This is a genomic window from Dawidia cretensis (assembly GCF_018598175.1).
Classification (GTDB): domain Bacteria; phylum Bacteroidota; class Bacteroidia; order Cytophagales; family Cyclobacteriaceae; genus Ohtaekwangia; species Ohtaekwangia cretensis.
The window spans coordinates 14,959-32,266 of the sequence record NZ_JAHESE010000041.1 but is presented as its reverse complement, the minus strand read 5'-3'; the positions used below and the strand labels follow the sequence as shown (position 1 = coordinate 32,266).

At 53.5% G+C, this 17,308-nt stretch carries 15 protein-coding genes; 14 read left to right on the top strand and 1 reads right to left on the bottom strand.

From position 1 onward, the window contains the following. The first annotated feature begins 146 nt into the window (after window positions 1-146). From KK062_RS26410 to KK062_RS26365, 10 genes are all read left to right on the top strand, one after another. Window positions 147-656 (top strand): gamma carbonic anhydrase family protein, encoded by a 510-nt coding sequence (locus KK062_RS26410; protein ID WP_254087386.1) that lies wholly within the window; start codon window positions 147-149, stop codon window positions 654-656. Between the two features lie 182 nt (window positions 657-838). Beyond that, complete coding sequence (locus KK062_RS26405; protein WP_317195814.1) at window positions 839-1,357, top strand: hypothetical protein; 519 nt, start codon at window positions 839-841, stop codon at window positions 1,355-1,357. A 72-nt stretch (window positions 1,358-1,429) separates the two neighbouring features. Further along, on the top strand, window positions 1,430-2,053 hold the full coding sequence (locus tag KK062_RS26400) for an OmpH/Skp family outer membrane protein (RefSeq protein ID WP_254087384.1): 624 nt from the start codon (window positions 1,430-1,432) through the stop codon (window positions 2,051-2,053). A 98-nt stretch (window positions 2,054-2,151) separates the two neighbouring features. Next, window positions 2,152-5,310: a cyclic nucleotide-binding domain-containing protein gene (locus tag KK062_RS26395; protein WP_254087383.1), complete on the top strand. Its 3,159-nt coding sequence runs from the start codon at window positions 2,152-2,154 to the stop codon at window positions 5,308-5,310. Beyond that, on the top strand, window positions 5,307-5,495 hold the full coding sequence (locus KK062_RS26390; protein ID WP_254087382.1) for a hypothetical protein: 189 nt from the start codon (window positions 5,307-5,309) through the stop codon (window positions 5,493-5,495). The genes KK062_RS26395 and KK062_RS26390 overlap by 4 nt, the downstream gene beginning before the upstream one ends. A 593-nt stretch (window positions 5,496-6,088) precedes the next feature. Then, the gene (locus KK062_RS26385) at window positions 6,089-6,448 is read left to right on the top strand and encodes a hypothetical protein (RefSeq protein ID WP_254087381.1); all 360 of its coding nucleotides are present in this window, start codon (window positions 6,089-6,091) and stop codon (window positions 6,446-6,448) included. A 6-nt stretch (window positions 6,449-6,454) separates the two neighbouring features. Continuing rightward, window positions 6,455-6,997 carry a YceI family protein gene (locus KK062_RS26380; protein WP_254087380.1) on the top strand — a complete coding sequence of 181 codons (543 nt, stop codon included), beginning with the start codon at window positions 6,455-6,457 and terminating at the stop codon, window positions 6,995-6,997. A gap of 4 nt (window positions 6,998-7,001) precedes the next feature. Further along, the gene (locus KK062_RS26375; protein WP_254087379.1) at window positions 7,002-7,910 is read left to right on the top strand and encodes a DUF5777 family beta-barrel protein; all 909 of its coding nucleotides are present in this window, start codon (window positions 7,002-7,004) and stop codon (window positions 7,908-7,910) included. Between the two features lie 69 nt (window positions 7,911-7,979). Continuing rightward, window positions 7,980-9,377, top strand: a complete 1,398-nt coding sequence (locus KK062_RS26370) for a high affinity choline transporter 1 (RefSeq protein WP_254087378.1) — start codon at window positions 7,980-7,982, stop codon at window positions 9,375-9,377. Then, window positions 9,374-9,793: an OsmC family protein gene (locus KK062_RS26365; protein WP_254087377.1), complete on the top strand. Its 420-nt coding sequence runs from the start codon at window positions 9,374-9,376 to the stop codon at window positions 9,791-9,793. Before KK062_RS26370 ends, KK062_RS26365 begins: the two co-directional genes overlap by 4 nt. Before the next feature lie 83 nt (window positions 9,794-9,876). Here KK062_RS26365 and moeB read toward each other — a convergent pair whose 3' ends face one another. Continuing rightward, window positions 9,877-11,037 (bottom strand): molybdopterin-synthase adenylyltransferase MoeB, encoded by a 1,161-nt coding sequence (gene moeB / locus KK062_RS26360; protein WP_254087376.1) that lies wholly within the window; start codon window positions 11,035-11,037, stop codon window positions 9,877-9,879. 589 nt (window positions 11,038-11,626) lie between these two features. Between moeB and KK062_RS26355 the strand changes: the two genes are divergently transcribed. From KK062_RS26355 to KK062_RS26340, 4 genes are read left to right on the top strand one after another with little or no spacing between them, the layout of a single operon-like run. Then, entirely contained in the window at window positions 11,627-13,042 is a 1,416-nt protein-coding gene (locus tag KK062_RS26355) for a hypothetical protein (protein WP_254087375.1), read from the top strand. Window positions 13,043-13,055: 13 nt separating this feature from the next. Further along, window positions 13,056-14,471 (top strand): hypothetical protein, encoded by a 1,416-nt coding sequence (locus KK062_RS26350; RefSeq protein WP_254087374.1) that lies wholly within the window; start codon window positions 13,056-13,058, stop codon window positions 14,469-14,471. Window positions 14,472-14,480: 9 nt separating this feature from the next. Further along, a complete protein-coding gene (locus KK062_RS26345; protein WP_254087373.1) occupies window positions 14,481-15,890 on the top strand; it encodes a hypothetical protein in 1,410 nt (469 codons plus the stop codon). A gap of 18 nt (window positions 15,891-15,908) precedes the next feature. Continuing rightward, window positions 15,909-17,303: a hypothetical protein gene (locus tag KK062_RS26340; RefSeq protein ID WP_254087372.1), complete on the top strand. Its 1,395-nt coding sequence runs from the start codon at window positions 15,909-15,911 to the stop codon at window positions 17,301-17,303. The last annotated feature ends 5 nt before the right edge of the window (window positions 17,304-17,308 follow it).

Here is a 17,308-nt window from a genome sequence, read left to right as displayed (position 1 = left end):
TCGCAAAAATACAATTTTTAGTGTTTAAAGTGACATCTTGTCAGTAAAACCTGTCTTGGATAACGCGATTTTACGCCAAATGCGCGTAGTCACTGTGGATTCCGGTTTGTACCTTGCCGCCAATATCGTACTGACAACCTGATAACATGGCGCTGATTAAATCCGTTCGTGGACACGAGCCCCGCTTTGGGAAAAACTGTTTTCTGGCCGACAACGCCACGGTGGTGGGAGAGGTTGTCATGGGCGACAATTGCACCGTGTGGTTTAACGCCGTGGTGCGCGGCGATGTACACTCCATCACCATTGGCGACAACACCAATATCCAGGATGGCGCGGTGATCCATTGCACCTACCAAAAGGCTAAAACGGTCATTGGCAGCAATGTATCCATTGCCCACAACGCTATTGTGCATGGATGCACCGTGCACGATAATGTGCTGGTCGGCATGGGCGCGATCGTCATGGACGACGCCGAGATCGGCAGTGATTCGGTTATTGCCGCGGGCGCCGTGGTGCTCGCAGGCACCAAGGTGGAGCCGGGCAGCATCTATGCGGGCATGCCGGCGCGCCGGGTCAAAGACATTACCGACGAGATGCGGGCGGTGATTCGCCGTACGGCCGGAAACTATCCGATGTACGCCGAATGGTTCAAATAAACACATATTTGACATTGCTTTTTTACGTAAGCCCCCGGAAATTGCAACGAGAATAAAGCCCTTCATTGCGCCGTAAAGCGTGCGGCGTTTACCATTTTATTTTTTAAATTAAAGCAAAAGACATCCTTAAGGATAATCGAGGTATGGCAACACCAGAGAACATAGGGTTTACCCAAGACGTTTTGAACGACTACCGGGCCCAGATAGAAGCTTCGGGCAGAAGCTTTGTTTACGACGACGAAGACGAGAACTCGGACGAATACGCCCATTTCTACTTTATTGGCAAGTACGAAGGTCGCGACGTAGTATATGACGCCGTGATCTATACGCTTCGGCTACAGCACGAAAGCGAGCTTTACGAAATTGCCGAACACCGCGCCGCCAAACATTTCCCGCAGTATAAAAAGATCTCCTACGAGGAAGACGAGAACGGGAACCTCGCAGCGCTTGACCCGCTCGAAGAGGAGATCGGCCTGTTTATGGCCGAAGTAATCATGGAGCTGGAGGAGGATGAAGCCGTCAAGGTAAAGGAGCACGTCGATGTCGACGCCAATGTCGAGTTTGGCGTAAGCCTGGATGCAGGCCTGCATGTGGAGGTCATCAGCCCCAAGGTCATCGATAAGTTCATTCGTGAATTCAACGACGACACCCTCAAGCTGGACGCCACCCTGTATACGTTTCAGACCCAGGAAGCCGATTAGGATCAGCGGGGCGCCCCGTTTGCCATTTATTAAATTCTGACCATATTTGCGCCCTGAACTTGAACCTTAACCATGAAGAATCTTTCATTGATCCTTAACATCGTGCTGCTGATTGCGGTTGGTGTCCTGTTTTTCCTGCATTTTTCAAAAGATAAGCCGGCTGGCGGCACCGCAACCTCTGCACTGGAGCCCGGTGATCTGCAAGTAGCCTACATCGATTCTGACACCGTACTTAAATATTACGAGTATCTGAAGGTGAACAAAGCCACCCTGGAAGAAAAGACCCAGAAGATGGAGCAGGATTTCCGTAACCGTGCACAAGGCCTGCAAAATGAGATCGCGGCATATCAACGCAACGTATCCAGCATGACCCTGGGACAAGTACGCTCGACGGAAGAAGAGCTGGGCAAGAAGCAACAGAATCTGCAAATGTACCAGCAGAGCCTGAGCCAGGCGTTGATGGAAGAAGAAGCTAAATTGAACCGTGAGCTTTACACCCGCGTAACCGAGTACCTGAAGAAATACGGTAAGGACAAAGGCTTGCAGGTGGTACTGAAGCACGACCCCACCAGCGACGTGCTGTGGGCCAACAACGCCCTGGATATCTCGCAAGATGTTATCACGGGCCTGAACACCGAATACACCGCTGAGAAGAACGGCACCACGCCGAAGAAAGACTCGGCCGCTACAAAATAACCCGGTAAACCCGTAAGGGTATACGGACAACACTTCTAAAATCCGGCTCTGATGTTTCATCGGGGCCGGATTTTTTTATCTTTGATGATTATCCCCGTATGGCAAAAGGGTTAGCGAACGCGTTGCGCATCAAAAGCGAAGAGCAGAAGCAGATTGTACTGATGCTCTGCACAGGCTTTTTTATGGGGGTGTTTATTGCCACCTACCAGGTAACGGCCGACTCGCTATTCCTGAACCGCATGGGCAGTTACCTAGACAAAGCTTTCCTGGTGGCCGGGGGCCTGGGCATCATCACGACCTCTACCTTTGCCTTTTTTCAAAACCGCATCCGGTTTACAACGCTGGCCTTGGGGGCCGTTAGCCTGATTTTGGTGTTTACCCTGGGTGCCTACTGGCTGCTGAACTTTGGTGACCAGGCCTGGCACAATTACTTCATCTTCGCATTGTACTGTATGTCCGGCCCCATGACTGCCATCTTGCTGCTGAGCTTCTGGGGCATCTTCGGCCGGCTGTTTAACTTCCGGCAATCCAAGCGTATCATCGGCTGGATCGACACCGGCCAGCTTATTGCCGCCATCCTGGCGACGCTGGTAGCCATTCCGTTCACGTCTGAAATTATAGAGGATACTTCCGACTACCTGTTGGTTTGTGCCATCAGCATCGCCATCGTATCGATCCTGCTGCTCGCGATCGCATCGTCGTTTACGTTGTCCAAAAATGACCCGCGTGAATTCGGGCAGGCTGTCCGCCGCGAGACACGACTGGTCAAGCTGTTTGGCGACAAATACATTCGCACCCTGTGCGTGTTTCTGCTCATCTCCATGGTTATGTTTGTGCTCGGCCAGTACTCCTTCCAGGAGCTGGTAACCAAACAATATACCGACGAGCGATCGCTCACGAACTTCAACTCATTCTTTGTGGGCGCGGTGTACGGCATCAGCCTCATCATGCAGACGTTCGTGAACCAACGCATCATCAGCAGCTACGGTCTACGTGTATCGTTGATCATTTTGCCGGCTGTAACCGCCTTGTTCGCCGCAGGCTGTATCGGCTTCGGCCTGAGCTTTGGCTTTGAAAAAGAGCTGGCGCCCACGGGCTTCATCTATTTCTTCCTGTTTGTGGCCCTGACACGCCTCTTCAACTGGACGCTGCGCGACTCCCTGGAGAACCCGGTATTTAAGCTCTTCTTTATTCCCCTCGACAACCGGCTGCGTTTCAGTGTACAATCTAAAGTAGAAGGGTTGATGAACGAGGTGGCGCGCTTTGTCGCCGGTCTGGCCATCTTTGGGTTGGCCTTCGTGCCGTTCTTTAACATGCTGTATATCTCAGCGTTTCTCATTCTGCTGGCCGGGGCCTATTTCTTTGTCGTGGGCGGCATGTACCACGGATATCGCAACAAAATCCGCCTCAAGCTCGAGGGATCGGACATCCGCCAGGAGAAGCTTGAAAAAGGATTTACGCTAATCACCCAGAAGCTGGAGCGCATGCTCGACATCCCCCAGGGATCAAAGGCCGTCTTTTCGTATAAGCTCCTGGAAAAGATCAACGCCGGACAGGTCCGGGTGTGGGTGAATAGCCTGATGAAGAACGAAGCAGAGCCCGTGCGTCACTACGCGCAGGAGAAAATGAACGAGCTCAAAGGCCTGTCGGTATCCGACCAATACGTCATTCGTTTGGACGAGAACAAGGTAGACGGCGCGCAAAAAAACATCCTGAGCCGGAGCGAGCTGCAGCTTATCATTCAGCACGGCGGCGACATTACCCAAGCCCGCATTCGCAAGCTGGCACGGTCGAACAACTCCAACGACCGCCTCTATGCGTCCGAGCTGTTGCTGCACACCTCGCGGGAAGAATGTACGTCGTTCCTCATGGAGCTACTGATCGACAGCGAGCCCACCGTGCGCAATACGGCCATCAAAACATCCATCAAGAAATATACCCCCGAGATCATCAATGCCGTGATCGAAAACCTCGGCAGTCCCATCTATAGCAACCAGGCCATGAACGCGCTGGTGCAGATCGGTGCGCCGACCTTGCAAGCACTCGACACTGCGTTTTACCGCAGTGGCCAGAGCACGCAGATGATGCTGCGCATTGTACAGGTTATTGGCCGGGTAGGAGGGCAGCGGGCCAAAGAGATCCTTTGGAACAAGATCGACTATCCCAACAAGGTGGTGGTGTCGCAGGTACTCCTCTCGTTGGGGGAATGCGGTTTCAAAGCAGGTATATCGCAGATCACCCGTATCAAATACGCCATTGAATCCGATATGGCCGACATTAGCTGGAACCTGAGCGCCATACAGGAAGTCGGCAGCGAAAGCTTCAGCGAGCAGATCAAAACAGCGCTGCAGCACGAGATCAAGGGTGACATCGAGCACATCTACATGCTGCTGACGATGTTGTACGACACGCGCTCGATCCAGCTTGTAAAAGAGAACATCGACAGCGGTACGGCTGAAGGTGTGACGTATGCCATCGAGCTACTTGACGTCTTTTTGTCTGAACAGCTCAAGCAACGCGTGATTCCCATCCTCGATGACATATCCGAAGCCGAGCGCATCAGCCGGTTGGAGAACTTCTACCCGCGCATCAAGCTCGACTCGCGCCTGGTGCTGAAGTTTATCATCAACCGTGATTTTACCCAGTCCAACCGGTGGACGAAGGCCTGCGTATTGTTCCAGATCGGCACGCAACGCATCGAAGAATTTAAGCTCGACCTGATCGCGCAGCTGTTCAACCCCGACCTGCTCATCCGGGAAGTGTCGGCGTGGGCGTTGCACCAGATCAATGCGACCGAGTACGAGATGAACACGAAACGGCTAGGCGCCGACATCAAACGTGATCTCGATACACTTATCATCCACTCACGGCGCATGACCCGGTTTGAAAAGATACTCTTCTTCCAGAAGAGTGATATTTTTGAAGGTGTGCCCGGCGTGACCCTGTCATACCTGGCCGACCTAAGCGAAGAGCTGCGGCTAAAAAGCGGCGAATCGCTGACGCTGGACGAACGAGCCAATAACCACTTTTACGTGCTCGTAAAAGGAGCGGTGGCGTTGCAACAACGCGGTGAGCACGCGGCCAGCTTCGCGCCGGCGCAGTTTATCGGCGAAATGCTGGGTTTTCCCAACGACGTGAACACCAATATACTATTGGCGACCTCCACGGCGGTGATCTTGAAATTAAATAAAGACCAGTTTTACGAGCTGCTGTCCGACAACGTCGAGCTGGCGGACAAAGTAGTAGAGTATATATGACACGTAGTAAAAAGATTTTTGCCGGCATGGCAATCGTGTTTGTGTTGGGCATCGCCTGGATAAGCTATGACATCAGCCGGCGGACCACTTTTCCGGGCTCAAAACCGCAATTACAGGAGCGTATCAAGGACACCTATCTGCAAAAAAACGACACGCTCGCCGCCGACTCGGCAACCCATCGGTAACGTTGGAAATCGAATAATAATTTTGGGGAAACGGTCAGGTGATAGAAATTTTGTACAATTTCTTGCGCAATCGGTTGTAGAAATCGAATTAAACCCTAATTTTGATACAGATTAAAGCCAACTATAGACATGACAATCCCCCTTAGTCGAGAACTTCGGGGGATTTTCAATTATATAGACCGTTGTTAAATGCTCTTCATCGCCCATAACATTCCATTCATCTGCGATATTTTCAAGTGGTCGATTTAATGCTGGCGGAAAAGCCCCCGTACTATATCTTTGATTCAAGATTAAAGCCAACTATAGACAGTGATTATCCCCCGGAATCCAGGATTTCGGGGGATTCTCATTTTATACCGTTTTAGAAATTACCGAGCTTTTCTGCGTTTACCCGATTTTTTAAGGTGTCTGCTCATCCCGAAAGGTATCCATAGCTTTGATATAGGTATGACAGGCAGGGGTCATACCCGTATCAAAGCCGTACAAAAGCCCTACTAACGCCCTACTAAAGGCATCCGTAAGCCATCCCAAGCTCACGCCGGTTTTCCGGTCCTGCGCTCACTCTCACGCTGTTTTTTGCTGTATATTTGAGTATGAAGACCCTTCTGTGCGCCTGGATACTACTGCTTGCCGCCATGCAAGCCTGTGTCTACCACAACCTGGACGAGCCGACTCCCGGCGGCGTGAACTGTACCACGGTCGACGTGCAATACGCCGAAAACATTGTCCCCATTATCGATACCAAATGTGCTTTTTCGGGCTGCCACGACGGTGCCAGCGGAATTCCTAACTGGAACGTGCTCACCAATTTACAAGAGCACGCCGCGGAAATCCAGCGTCGCACCCAGTTGCCGGCCAGCGATCCTGCCCACATGCCGCGGGTGGGGAGCCTCACGGAGTCTGAAAAGAACGCTTTATATTGTTGGATCGAAAACGGGGTAAGGGGGGATTAGGTGCGCATGAGGTTTACAGTTTTATTCCTGATTGGCCTGTTGCTCACCTCCGTGCAGGGCTTTGCACAGCATCGGTTTGTACTGGAGCAGTCCACCATATCCTTTTATTCCGACGGCGTTATTGAAGACATCGCCGCCACCAACACCAAGGTTAGAAGCATCTTTGATGCTTCTAAAGGCGATATCGCCTACCTGCTCAATATGAAAGATTTTCAGTTTCAGAAGAAACTGATGCAGGTGCACTTTAATGAAAAGTATGTAGAGTCGGAAAAATATCCGCAAGCTTCCTTCCAGGGACAGATCGTGGGGTTCGACCCGGCGGTGGAAGGTGTGCAACAAGTTAACGCCGTCGGTAAGATGACCATTCACGGTGTGACCAAAGACATACAGTTTCCCGGAACCGTCGAACGCAAAGGCGGTACGCTGGCCATGAAGTCGAACTTTATTATCAAGCTTCAGGACTATGCCATAAAAGTGCCGCAAATTGTCTGGCAGAATATCGCCCAGCAGGTGGAGGTCACCGTCGATTTTAATTACCGCGCCCAATAACCCTATGATCACAAGAATTCTATTTTTTGTCACCCTGTTGCCGCTGCTGGCGCAAGCCCAAGACGACCTGCTGGACGAGCTCAACAAAACCAAACAAGAGACGGATTATACCATCGCCACCTTTAAGGGCACACGGTTGGTCAACGGGCATACCATCGAGACCAAGCAGGCAGGTACGCTGGAGTTTATCTTCGCCCACCGCTTTGGCCCGCTCGACGGTGGCTTGTACGAAATGTTCGGCCTGGACGAAGCCTTCGTGCGCCTGGGGTTGGACTATGGCATTACCGACAACCTGTCGGTCAGCATCGGTCGCAATTCCGCCGACAAGATCATGGACGGCTACCTGAAGTATAAAGCCTTATCGCAGCGCACCGGCAAGAACAGCTTTCCCTTTACCTTGACGGCCCTGGGCGGCGTGGCCTATAGCATTTCGCCCAAGCGCGATAACGAGCCCGAAGGGTTCGGGACGGCCGACCGCCTGGCGTACACCGCGCAGCTATTGCTGGCGCGCAAGTTTTCGCCTCGCTTATCCCTGCAGCTCATGCCGACATTTATTCATAAGAATGCCGTTCGCAAGACCGTTGAGCGCAACGATCACGTAGCGCTCGGTATCGGAGGCCGGTTAAAGCTTACCCGTAGCGTGGCGCTGACCACCGAATATTATTACCGCATCGATCCGCCCGACAACGATGTGCTCGAGGCCCGGGAGCTCTTGCCCCGGTACAACGCGCTGGGGTTTGGTGTCGATATCGAGACCGGTGGTCACGTGTTCCAGCTGGTGCTGACCAACACGACCAGCCTGACGGAGCGTACCTTCATTACCCAGACACAAGGCGATTTCTTTGACGGTAAGATCCACCTCGGATTTAACGTCACGCGCACCTTTCAGCTGAAGAAACAAGACCGCCGTTAGGCGGGGAGGCATGCGGAATTCCGGTGATCTTTTCTAATTTTAGCAGTCATGCCATAACCTTGTAGTACGTTGCTGCTTGCTTTTATCATCACTTACCTGATCCTGACCGTACTGGTGGGAATCTGGGCATCCCGCCGGGTGCAAACCACCGGCGATTTTATGCTGGCCGGCCGAAGCCTGCCCATTGCCATTTCCTCGGCCGCTTTGTTTGCCACCTGGTTTGGGTCGGAGACCGTCTTTGGCGCCTCTTCGGAATTTATCCAGGGCGGCCTGTATGCTGTTATGGAAGATCCATTTGGCGCCTCACTCTGTCTGCTCTTATTCGGGTTGTTCTTTGCCCGCAAGCTGTACAACATGAACCTGCTTACGCTGGGTGACTTCTTTAAGACACGCTATGGCAGGACCACCGAGCTTACCGCCAGCCTGTTCCTGGCCATTCCCTATATAGGCTACATCGCGGCACAGCTGGTGGCCATGGGCCTGGTGCTGTGTGCTGTCACGGGCCTGGTGCTGTGGCAGGGTATCGTGATCAGTGCGGTAGTCGTCACGTTATATACCTATATCGGGGGGATGTGGGCGATCTCGATCACGGACTTTATCCAAAGCATCATCATCATACTCGGCATGGTCATCCTCGCCGTAATCCTGACGGCCAAGGCGGGTGGCCTGGACAATATCATAAAGGACGTACCGGCCGGGACCTTCCGCTTCCTGCCGGCATGGGATGCCCGCGAGATCGTGACCTACCTGGCCGCGTGGGCCGTACTGGGCCTGGGGTCCATTCCCTCGCAAGATGTGTTTCAGCGGTCGATGTCCGCCAGCTCCGCGCGCACGGCGGAACTTTCCTGTTACTTCGCAGCGTTTCTATATCTGACGATTGCCATGTTCCCGATCTTTATAGGCCTCTGCACCAAACACCTCTATCCGGAAATGACGGCCGGTGACCCGCAGATGGCCTTGCCCAATATGGTGCTGGCACACACGGCACTGCCGGTGCAGATCTTGTTTTTCGGATCGCTGCTGTCGGCGATTATGAGTACAGCCAGCTCCGCCATTTTGGCCCCGGCCTCGATCTTTTCCGAAAACCTGGTCAAGCCGCTGACCAGGCACCGCTACAACGACCGGCAGTTGCTGCTGCTCACGCGCCTTTCGGTGCTCGTCTTTAGCGCTGTGGCGACGGCCATGGCATGTATGCGCAGCAATATTTATGAGCTCGTCGGCGAGTCGTCCATCCTTAGCCTGGTGTCGCTGTTTGTGCCGCTCACCTTGGGAATCTACTGGAAGCGGTCCAGCAGCACCGGTGCCCTGTTGGCCATGGTGCTGGGGATGATCACCTGGATTATCTTTGAAGTATACGAAACGGAGTGGCCCAGCCTGGTGCCGGCCACCCTGGTAAGCCTGGCGGCGATGATAACCGGCAGCCTGGCCCGGCCGCAGCAGCAAGAAGCAGAAGTAAAAGCATTATGATAAAGATAGAAGTAAATCGCCTGAACGACGCCTACCACATGGAGGCAGTAAATGAGCAGGGCAACCGCGTGGAGATGGACGGCTCGCCCGACATCGGCGGTGGCAACCACGGTATGCGCCCGATGCAGATGTTATTGGCTGCCATGGGTGGCTGCAGTGGCATTGACGTCGTCAGTGTACTAAAGAAACAACGCCAGGACCTGCGCGACATAAAGATTACCATTACCGGCGAGCGTGAGAAGGACGCCGTGCCGGCATTATATACCGAAGTGCATGCGCACTTTCGTCTTTACGGAAACGTCGACCCGCAGAAGGCCGAGAAGGCCGTGAGCTTATCTGTAGAGAAATATTGCTCGGTGGCGCGCACGCTGGAGAAGAACGCCAGGATTACCTACAGTTTTGAAGTGCTGGAATAACGCGAAGTGATATTCTGAAAAAGGCCGCCCGGATAGCATCCGGGCGGCCTTTTTTATTTGTAATTGCGCGCTCGCGCTATCTTCTAGTAGGTCGGCATTTCAGGATCAATGTCCCGGGCCCACGCCAGAATACCACCTTGCAGGTTGTAAAGATTGGTAAAGCCGTGGTTCTTTTCAAGCCACTGTACCATGTTGCCGCTCCGTGCGCCACTGCGGCAATGGATCACTACTTTTTTATCTTTTGAAATACGGTCTACGCTGTGCGGCACGTCGGCCTGGGGAATGAGCTCTCCCTGCAGGTTGCAGATGTCGAATTCGTGCGGCTCCCGCACATCGATCAGTTGAAAATCTGCTCCGGAGTCTATCATCTCTTTCAGCTCCTGTACGGTAACTTCTTTCATGGTATGTTCTTGATTATTAACGTTCAAAGATTTGGATTTATCAGCACTTATCCCACAGAATTCATCATAATCCAGCAAATGTTTTATGCTGTTGCGGGTGCCCTGGGGCTTGATACGAATCACCTGCTGGCGCATGGTGGTGCTCTCCAATAACAACAGTCTGTCGGCCAGCGGTTCGCCCACGCCGCTAATTATTTTAATGACTTCGTTGGCCTGCATACTGCCGATCATGCCGGGCAGCACGCCCAGTACACCCGCCTGCTCGCAGTTAGGTACCGACGCCGGGTCGGGCGGCACGGGAAACAGGTCGCGGTAGTTGGCGCTATAGTGTCCGTCGGCATACTGCCAGTTAAAGACGGCAACCTGGCCTTCAAACCGAAGGATCGAACCATATACCAGGGGCTTGTCCAGCAACACGCAGGCATCGTTCAGCAAGTACCGCGTGGGAAAGTTATCGGTGCCGTCTAACACAACGTCGTACGCAGTAATGAGCTCGAGTGCATTGGCCGCTGTGATGCGCGTAGTATGTGTATGCAGGGTGATGGTAGGGTTAAGCCGCTGCAGCCGCTCGGCCGCGGCCATGGCTTTGTTGCGACCAATGTCTTCTGTCGTAAACAACACCTGTCGTTGCAGGTTCGAAAGATCAACTGTGTCAAAGTCGGCAATGCCCAGTGTGCCCACGCCGGCGGCGGCTAAGTAAAGTAGGGAGGGAGAGCCTAATCCGCCCGCGCCCACCACCAACACTTTGGCGCCCTTCAGACTTTGTTGACCGTTTATGCCAAACTCTTCTAACACCAGGTGTCTGCCGTAGCGTTTGATCTCTTCGTTCGTAAGTGTATTCATGTCTGTGTCAAAGGTACGCGTGTTGCTGAAAATACCCAATGTTGGGTAACCGTTTGTATAAGCGTTATAACGCTTGTAGAGTTCCTTAATTTTTATTCTTGCCGGCGTAGCGAATACCATATTTAATCCTACATTTATATACTCTTCCAGGGATTAGGTGATATTGAGTCTTCTGGTGATGGTCGTGATCAGACCCTGCGAGAATTTCCTTTTCAGGTCCAGTTTTATACCCGGCATTTCTTTTTTTTCCTAACGTCTTTAATCTTGTTTGGTAATATGTAATCACACGTCAAACCCCCACTGTCTATGAAAACAAGTTGCTGGCCTTTTTGTCGACTGCCCCGCGCGGCGCCCTCCTTCGTATTTTCTTCTATAAATCTGGCCTGGCCCTGTGCCCGTCTGCCAGATATCGTATCCTGATATAATCTATCCATGTGTGTCAACGCCCTGTGCCGGCGCTGAGCACGGCTGAATTGTCTCGTAGGCTTTTCACGCTATCGCTATGTCCATACGTCAACAACGTGTGGGGCGGTAGCGGCATGCCCTTTTCGACCTCAAATAAAGTACCCTCTTAACACAAACACGCAACATGAAACAGATTAGTTGGCTCGTAAGTCTTTTGTTACTGGCTACTGTTTTCCCGAGCTGCCGGGAAGATGAGCCTGCCAAACCCGGAAACATCCGGTTTGCCCTTAACCCGACCGTGGTGAACGATGGTCAGGGACGTAAGGCAACTTCCCTGCCCGACGGTGCCTCGGTATATGTCACCATCCGGCGCGTCAGCGGCGACGAAGTATATACTCTGCAACACGTGCGGCTGCTCAAATTGGGCGATGAATACATCAGCGAACCGTTGCCCCTGGCCGGTGGAAATTATGAGCTGACAGACTTCCTGGTGGCCGACGGTGATGGGAACGTCGTGTATGCTGCGCCCAAAGAAGGATCGGAGCTCGCCTCGTGGGTAGACGACCCGTTACCACAGACATTTGCCGTAAGCGATAACGACATTACCCCGGTAACTGTGCAGGTGCTGCCGACCGATGCGCACCAGCCCGAGCAATTCGGGTATGTTACCTTCCACGTGGACGTGGTGCCGCTTCCCCGCTTCCAGCTCTCCGTCTTTCGCGCCGACGGCACCGCGCTGGTATTTTCGCCGGCGCATGTATACATACTCTCCGACGGAGACACGATCTATCATCGCCACCTGCCCGCCGGCACGCAACCGATCGACTTCGCCGGTGAACCCGGGGCGACGTATACGCTCGTCGTACAGGAAGACGCCTTGATGACGTATAGCCGCACCTTTGTATTAGTGGAATTACTGTCAGAACTAAACGGTGCGCCATTGCAAGTAACATTAGACGCCGCCTTTACCTTTACAGCATTGGCCCGCACGGATTTCTTTTCGTACTGGTTGACGACCGATGTGACCGTGCCCGATGCTTTTTTTACGATAAACTGGGGCGACGGTACGGTGGAAGATTATACCGTAAATACCTATCTGGCTTTTGAGCACCGGTATGGCAGTCACGGAGATTATCATGTCAGCATGTCCGGCGACCTGACCACCGTGCGTTGGTTGGCACTGGTATTTGGATATGGCCTTGCCGACGATATTTCACTGCAAGCCCTGCCGGGTCTGGAAAGCATCTCGGTGTCATACAGCGACGCGGCCGATACATTAGATGTTTCGCACAACCCCAACCTGCAAATGCTGGCGATTGCACACTCCACCATACAATACGTGGATATACGCCACAACCCGAAGCTTACGTTCCTGGACGTCACCGCCAACACCGCCTTGCCGGCGTCTGTGTTGAACCAGCTGATTACCGATCTGCACCACAACGCTGTGGAGCAACACATAGAGCAGGGCGAGCTTTACCTGGAGACATCCTACGATTCGGGCGAGATTCTTGGACCACCTTCTTCCGACGCCATGGCGATGCTGGTATACCTGAACCAGACCCTTGGATGGACAGTACGTCCATCGCCTGGTATTTAGACAATACGACGCCATGAAAAAGACCCTTAGATGGAGTATCCTACTCGTGCTGGCATTCGCATGGCAGCACTGTGCCGACGATCAGGCACCGGCCCGGCCGGGTACCATACGCTTTGCGCTGCGCGCCACCGTGGCGGCCAGCCAGGGACGCGTGGCAACGTCGCTTCCCAACGGAGCTTCGTTGTACGTAAGCGTCCGCCAGGCGGGTGGCGACGACGTATATACGCTCGAGCCCGTGCAGTTGCTGAAGCTTGGCGACGAGTATATCAGTGAACCGTTGGTCCTGCCGAACGGAGAGTATGCGCTAACAGACTTCCTGGTGGCCGATGGCGACGGCAACATAGTGTACGCCGCTCCTAAGGAGGGATCCGAGCTGGCTGCCTGGGTGGACGATCCGTTGCCCCAGCTATTTACAATTAGCAACAACGCCATTGCCCGGGTTGATGTGCAAGTGGTGTCGGTAGAGGCACACCAGCCCGCGCAGTTCGGTTACGTCGCCTTTCAAGTAGACGTATTGCCGTTCCCCTTCTTCCAGCTTTCAGTCTTTCGCGCCGACAGCACGCAGCCGGTGTTCACGCCGGCCGATGTATACTTGTTCCTGGACGGCGATACGGTGTACCATCGCCAGCTGTCCGCAGGGAACCAGGCCATCAGCTTTCCGGGCAATCCCCGGGCGACCTATACCCTGGTGGTGCGAAGCGATGCGCTGACGACGTATAGACGCACCTTTGTACTGCAAGAGCTGGTGGCCGAGCTCGACGGCGTGCCTTTGCAGGTGACACTGCAACCGGCGCTGACCTTCACGGCGTTGTACCGACGCGACTTTTTCCAGTTTTGGATGTCACTGAACGAAAATATGCCGGAGGGTTCACTGACAATCGACTGGGGCGATGGCGCCGTGGAAGAGCTTGAATCCGACAACTACGGATATATAGAATTCCATCATGTCTACGCCACCGCGGGAGACTATCATGTTTCCGTGTCCGGTGGACTGGATAATGTTTGGGCGTTTGCATTGGTGCTTGGCTTTGGTAACGCCGACGACATCTTTCTGAATGCCTTGCCTGATCTGAGGAGCTTTTCGAAGGCAGAAAGCAGCGAAGGTGCCGATTCTCTTGACCTTTCGCACAATCCCGAGCTGCGGTACCTGGGTGTTTCGGACTCCAATATAAAATATTTTGATATCGCTAATAATCCCTGGATGCAGGGGCTGGAGATGTCGGGTGCCAATGGCATTCCCGCATCGGTCGTGAACAAGGTGATCGCCGATCTGTATCAGCATGCTGTAGCGCTCCACCTGGAGCACGGGTATATATACATGGAAGGCGACAGCTACACGGTCATCGGGCCACCCTCGCCCGAAGCGTTAGAAATGTTAAGACGCCTGCGCCAGGATCTTGGCTGGACAGTTTTTCCTGAATCGATTTAACCATATGCTATGAAAAAGATCTTTCGAATTTTGGGTATCCTTGTGCTTTCCCTTCTGTGGCAGCACTGTTCCGACGATCAGGCACCGGCCCGGCCGGGTGAAGGCAACGTACGGTTTGCCCTGCGGACGAAGTCAGCCACAACGGGCCGCACCGCGACATCCCTGCCCGAAGGCGCCTCGCTGTATGTCAGCATTCGGCGGGTGAGTGGCGACGAGGTGTATTCGCTCGAGCCGGTGCGATTGCTGAAGCTCGGCGACGAGTATATCAGCGAACCCCTGGCATTGCCGGGCGGCAATTATGAGCTAACGGACTTCCTGGTGGCCGACGGTGATGGCAACGTCGTGTATGCCACACCCAAAGAAGGCTCAGCGCTGGCCTCGTGGGTGGACGATCCGCTGCCACAAGCTTTTGCGGTGAGCGATGACGGCATTGCGCAAGTAGACGTACAGGTGCTACCGACAGATGCACAGCTGCCCGAACAGTTTGGCTATGTCACCTTTAAGATCGACGTTGTGCCGTTTCCGTACTTTCAACTGGCCGTTTTCCGTGCGGATAGTACCGCGCCGGTGTTTACGCCAGCATATGTATACTTACTCCTGGAGGGTGATACCGTGTATCATCGCCACCTGCCCGCGGGTAACCAGCCGATTCGCTTTCCGGGTAACCCTGAGGCGACCTATACGCTTGTGATCCAGAGCAATGCGCTTGCAACATACCAGCGCACGTTTGTGCTGCAAGATTTGGTGGCGGAGCTGAATGGCGCACCGTTGCAGGTAGTGTTGCAGCCGGCACTGACCTTTACGGCGCTTTACAGGTTCGACTTCTTTCAGTTCTGGACCGAAAGTATGCCCGGAAGCTCGTTTACGATCGACTGGGGCGACGGCACTGTGGGGGAATACACGGCCGACAACGGATATATAGAATTCCATCACATCTACCCCGGCTCCGGAGATTATCATGTGTCCGTGTCGGGTGACCTGGACGTTTTGTGGCGACTGGGGTTGGTATTTGGCTTTGGCGCCAGCGACCAAATTTTTTTGAACGCTTTGCCTAACCTGAGAAGCCTGGGCACAGGTTCGGGATATGACTTTGGCGCCGACTCCCTCGACCTGTCACACAACCCGAAGCTAGAGGTGCTCAGTTTGTTTTACTCAAACGTGCGCTATTTCGACATCAGCAACAATCCACAAATAATCGGGCTGGAGCTAATAGGTTCCGATGACATTTCCACCGCACTGCTTGATCAGGTGATCGCGGACCTGCATCAGCACGCTTTTGAGCTGACCCTGGAGCAGGGATATGTCAACCTGGAAGGCGGCGAAAGTAGCATCATTGGCCCGCCTTCATCGGAAGCCATAGAATTATTACGGGATCTGAAAAACAACCTCGGCTGGAACGTCCTCCCTGATCCCAATTAACCTGCCAAAATTTACACGATGAAAAATACAAATTGGTTAGTAACCGTATTACTGTTAGCGCTCTTCCCAGCAGGCTGCCGCGAAGACGCCGTTGTGAAACCGGGTGTTATTCGCTTTACATTGAACCCGAGAGTGTCCGACAGTCAGGGGCGCCAGGCAACGTCGCTTCCGGAAGGCGCCTCGCTACACGTCAGCATCCGGTACGCTGGCGGCGAAGAAGTATACAATCTGGAGCCGGTGCGATTGCTCACGTTGGGCGGCGAGTATATCAGCGAGCCGCTGGCCCTGTCGGGCGGTGACTATGAGCTTACCGATTTTCTGGTGGCCGATAGCGACGGCAACGTCGTGTATGCCACACCCAAAGAAGGTTCTGAAATGGCCAGTTGGGTGGACGATCCGCTGCCGCAGGCGTTTACCGTGAGCGATGATGCCATTGCCCGTGTCGATGTGCAAGTGCTGCCGACCGATCCCTATCAACCAGGCCAGTTCGGCTTTGTCACCTTTACGGTGGAAGTAGTGCACGTTCCGTATTTTAAACTCTCGGTGTTCCGCGCGGGAAGCACCCGTCCGGAGTTCGCGCGGGTACAAGCCTACCTGGTGTCCGAGGGTGACACGTTGCTTCAACGTTACCTGCCGGCCAGCATCAACGACATCGCGTTTGCCGGCGATATGGCATCGACGTACACGCTCGTACTGATGAAAGAGTCATACAAAACCTATACGCGCACGTTCGTGCTGGCGGATCTTCTCGCCGAGCTGAATGGCGCGCCGCTACAGGTGACGTTGGAGGATGCGCTGACGTTTACGGCATTCTATGATTTGCCATACTTCCAGTTTCAGATGAGCGCAAGCGGCGCGACCACACAGCCGTTTATCGTAAACTGGGGTGACGGCACCGAAGAGGCAATAAGACCCAATAGCGACAACATAAGCTATTCGCCACAGCATACCTATGCACAGCCAGGGAGGTATCATGTAAGCCTGGTGGGTGACCTTACCGCTGTGGATAGATTGAGTTTCATCTATACTTCAGTCGACAACTTCGCCCTGCGCGCCTTGCCTGCGTTACGACGTTTCGGAATCTCAAATGTAAAGGAAGCCGATTCGGTCGACCTTTCGCACAACCCTAAGCTGGAGGCTCTAAATCTATCGTACTCCGACATACGGTACTTTGACATCTCTCACAATCCTTTGATCAGAGAATTGGTTCTGGAAGGTAGTGTTGATATCCCTGTACCGGTGTTGAATCAAATGATTCAGAATCTACACGACCATGCGTTTGAGCAACAGATCTACCAGGGCGAGCTGAATTTAATGGTGGATCGCCGTGGAGGGCTTCTCGGACCGCCTTCTCCCGAGGCCATGGACCTGCTGGGCCATATGGGCGAGCTTGGCTGGATTATATACCAATAGGTATT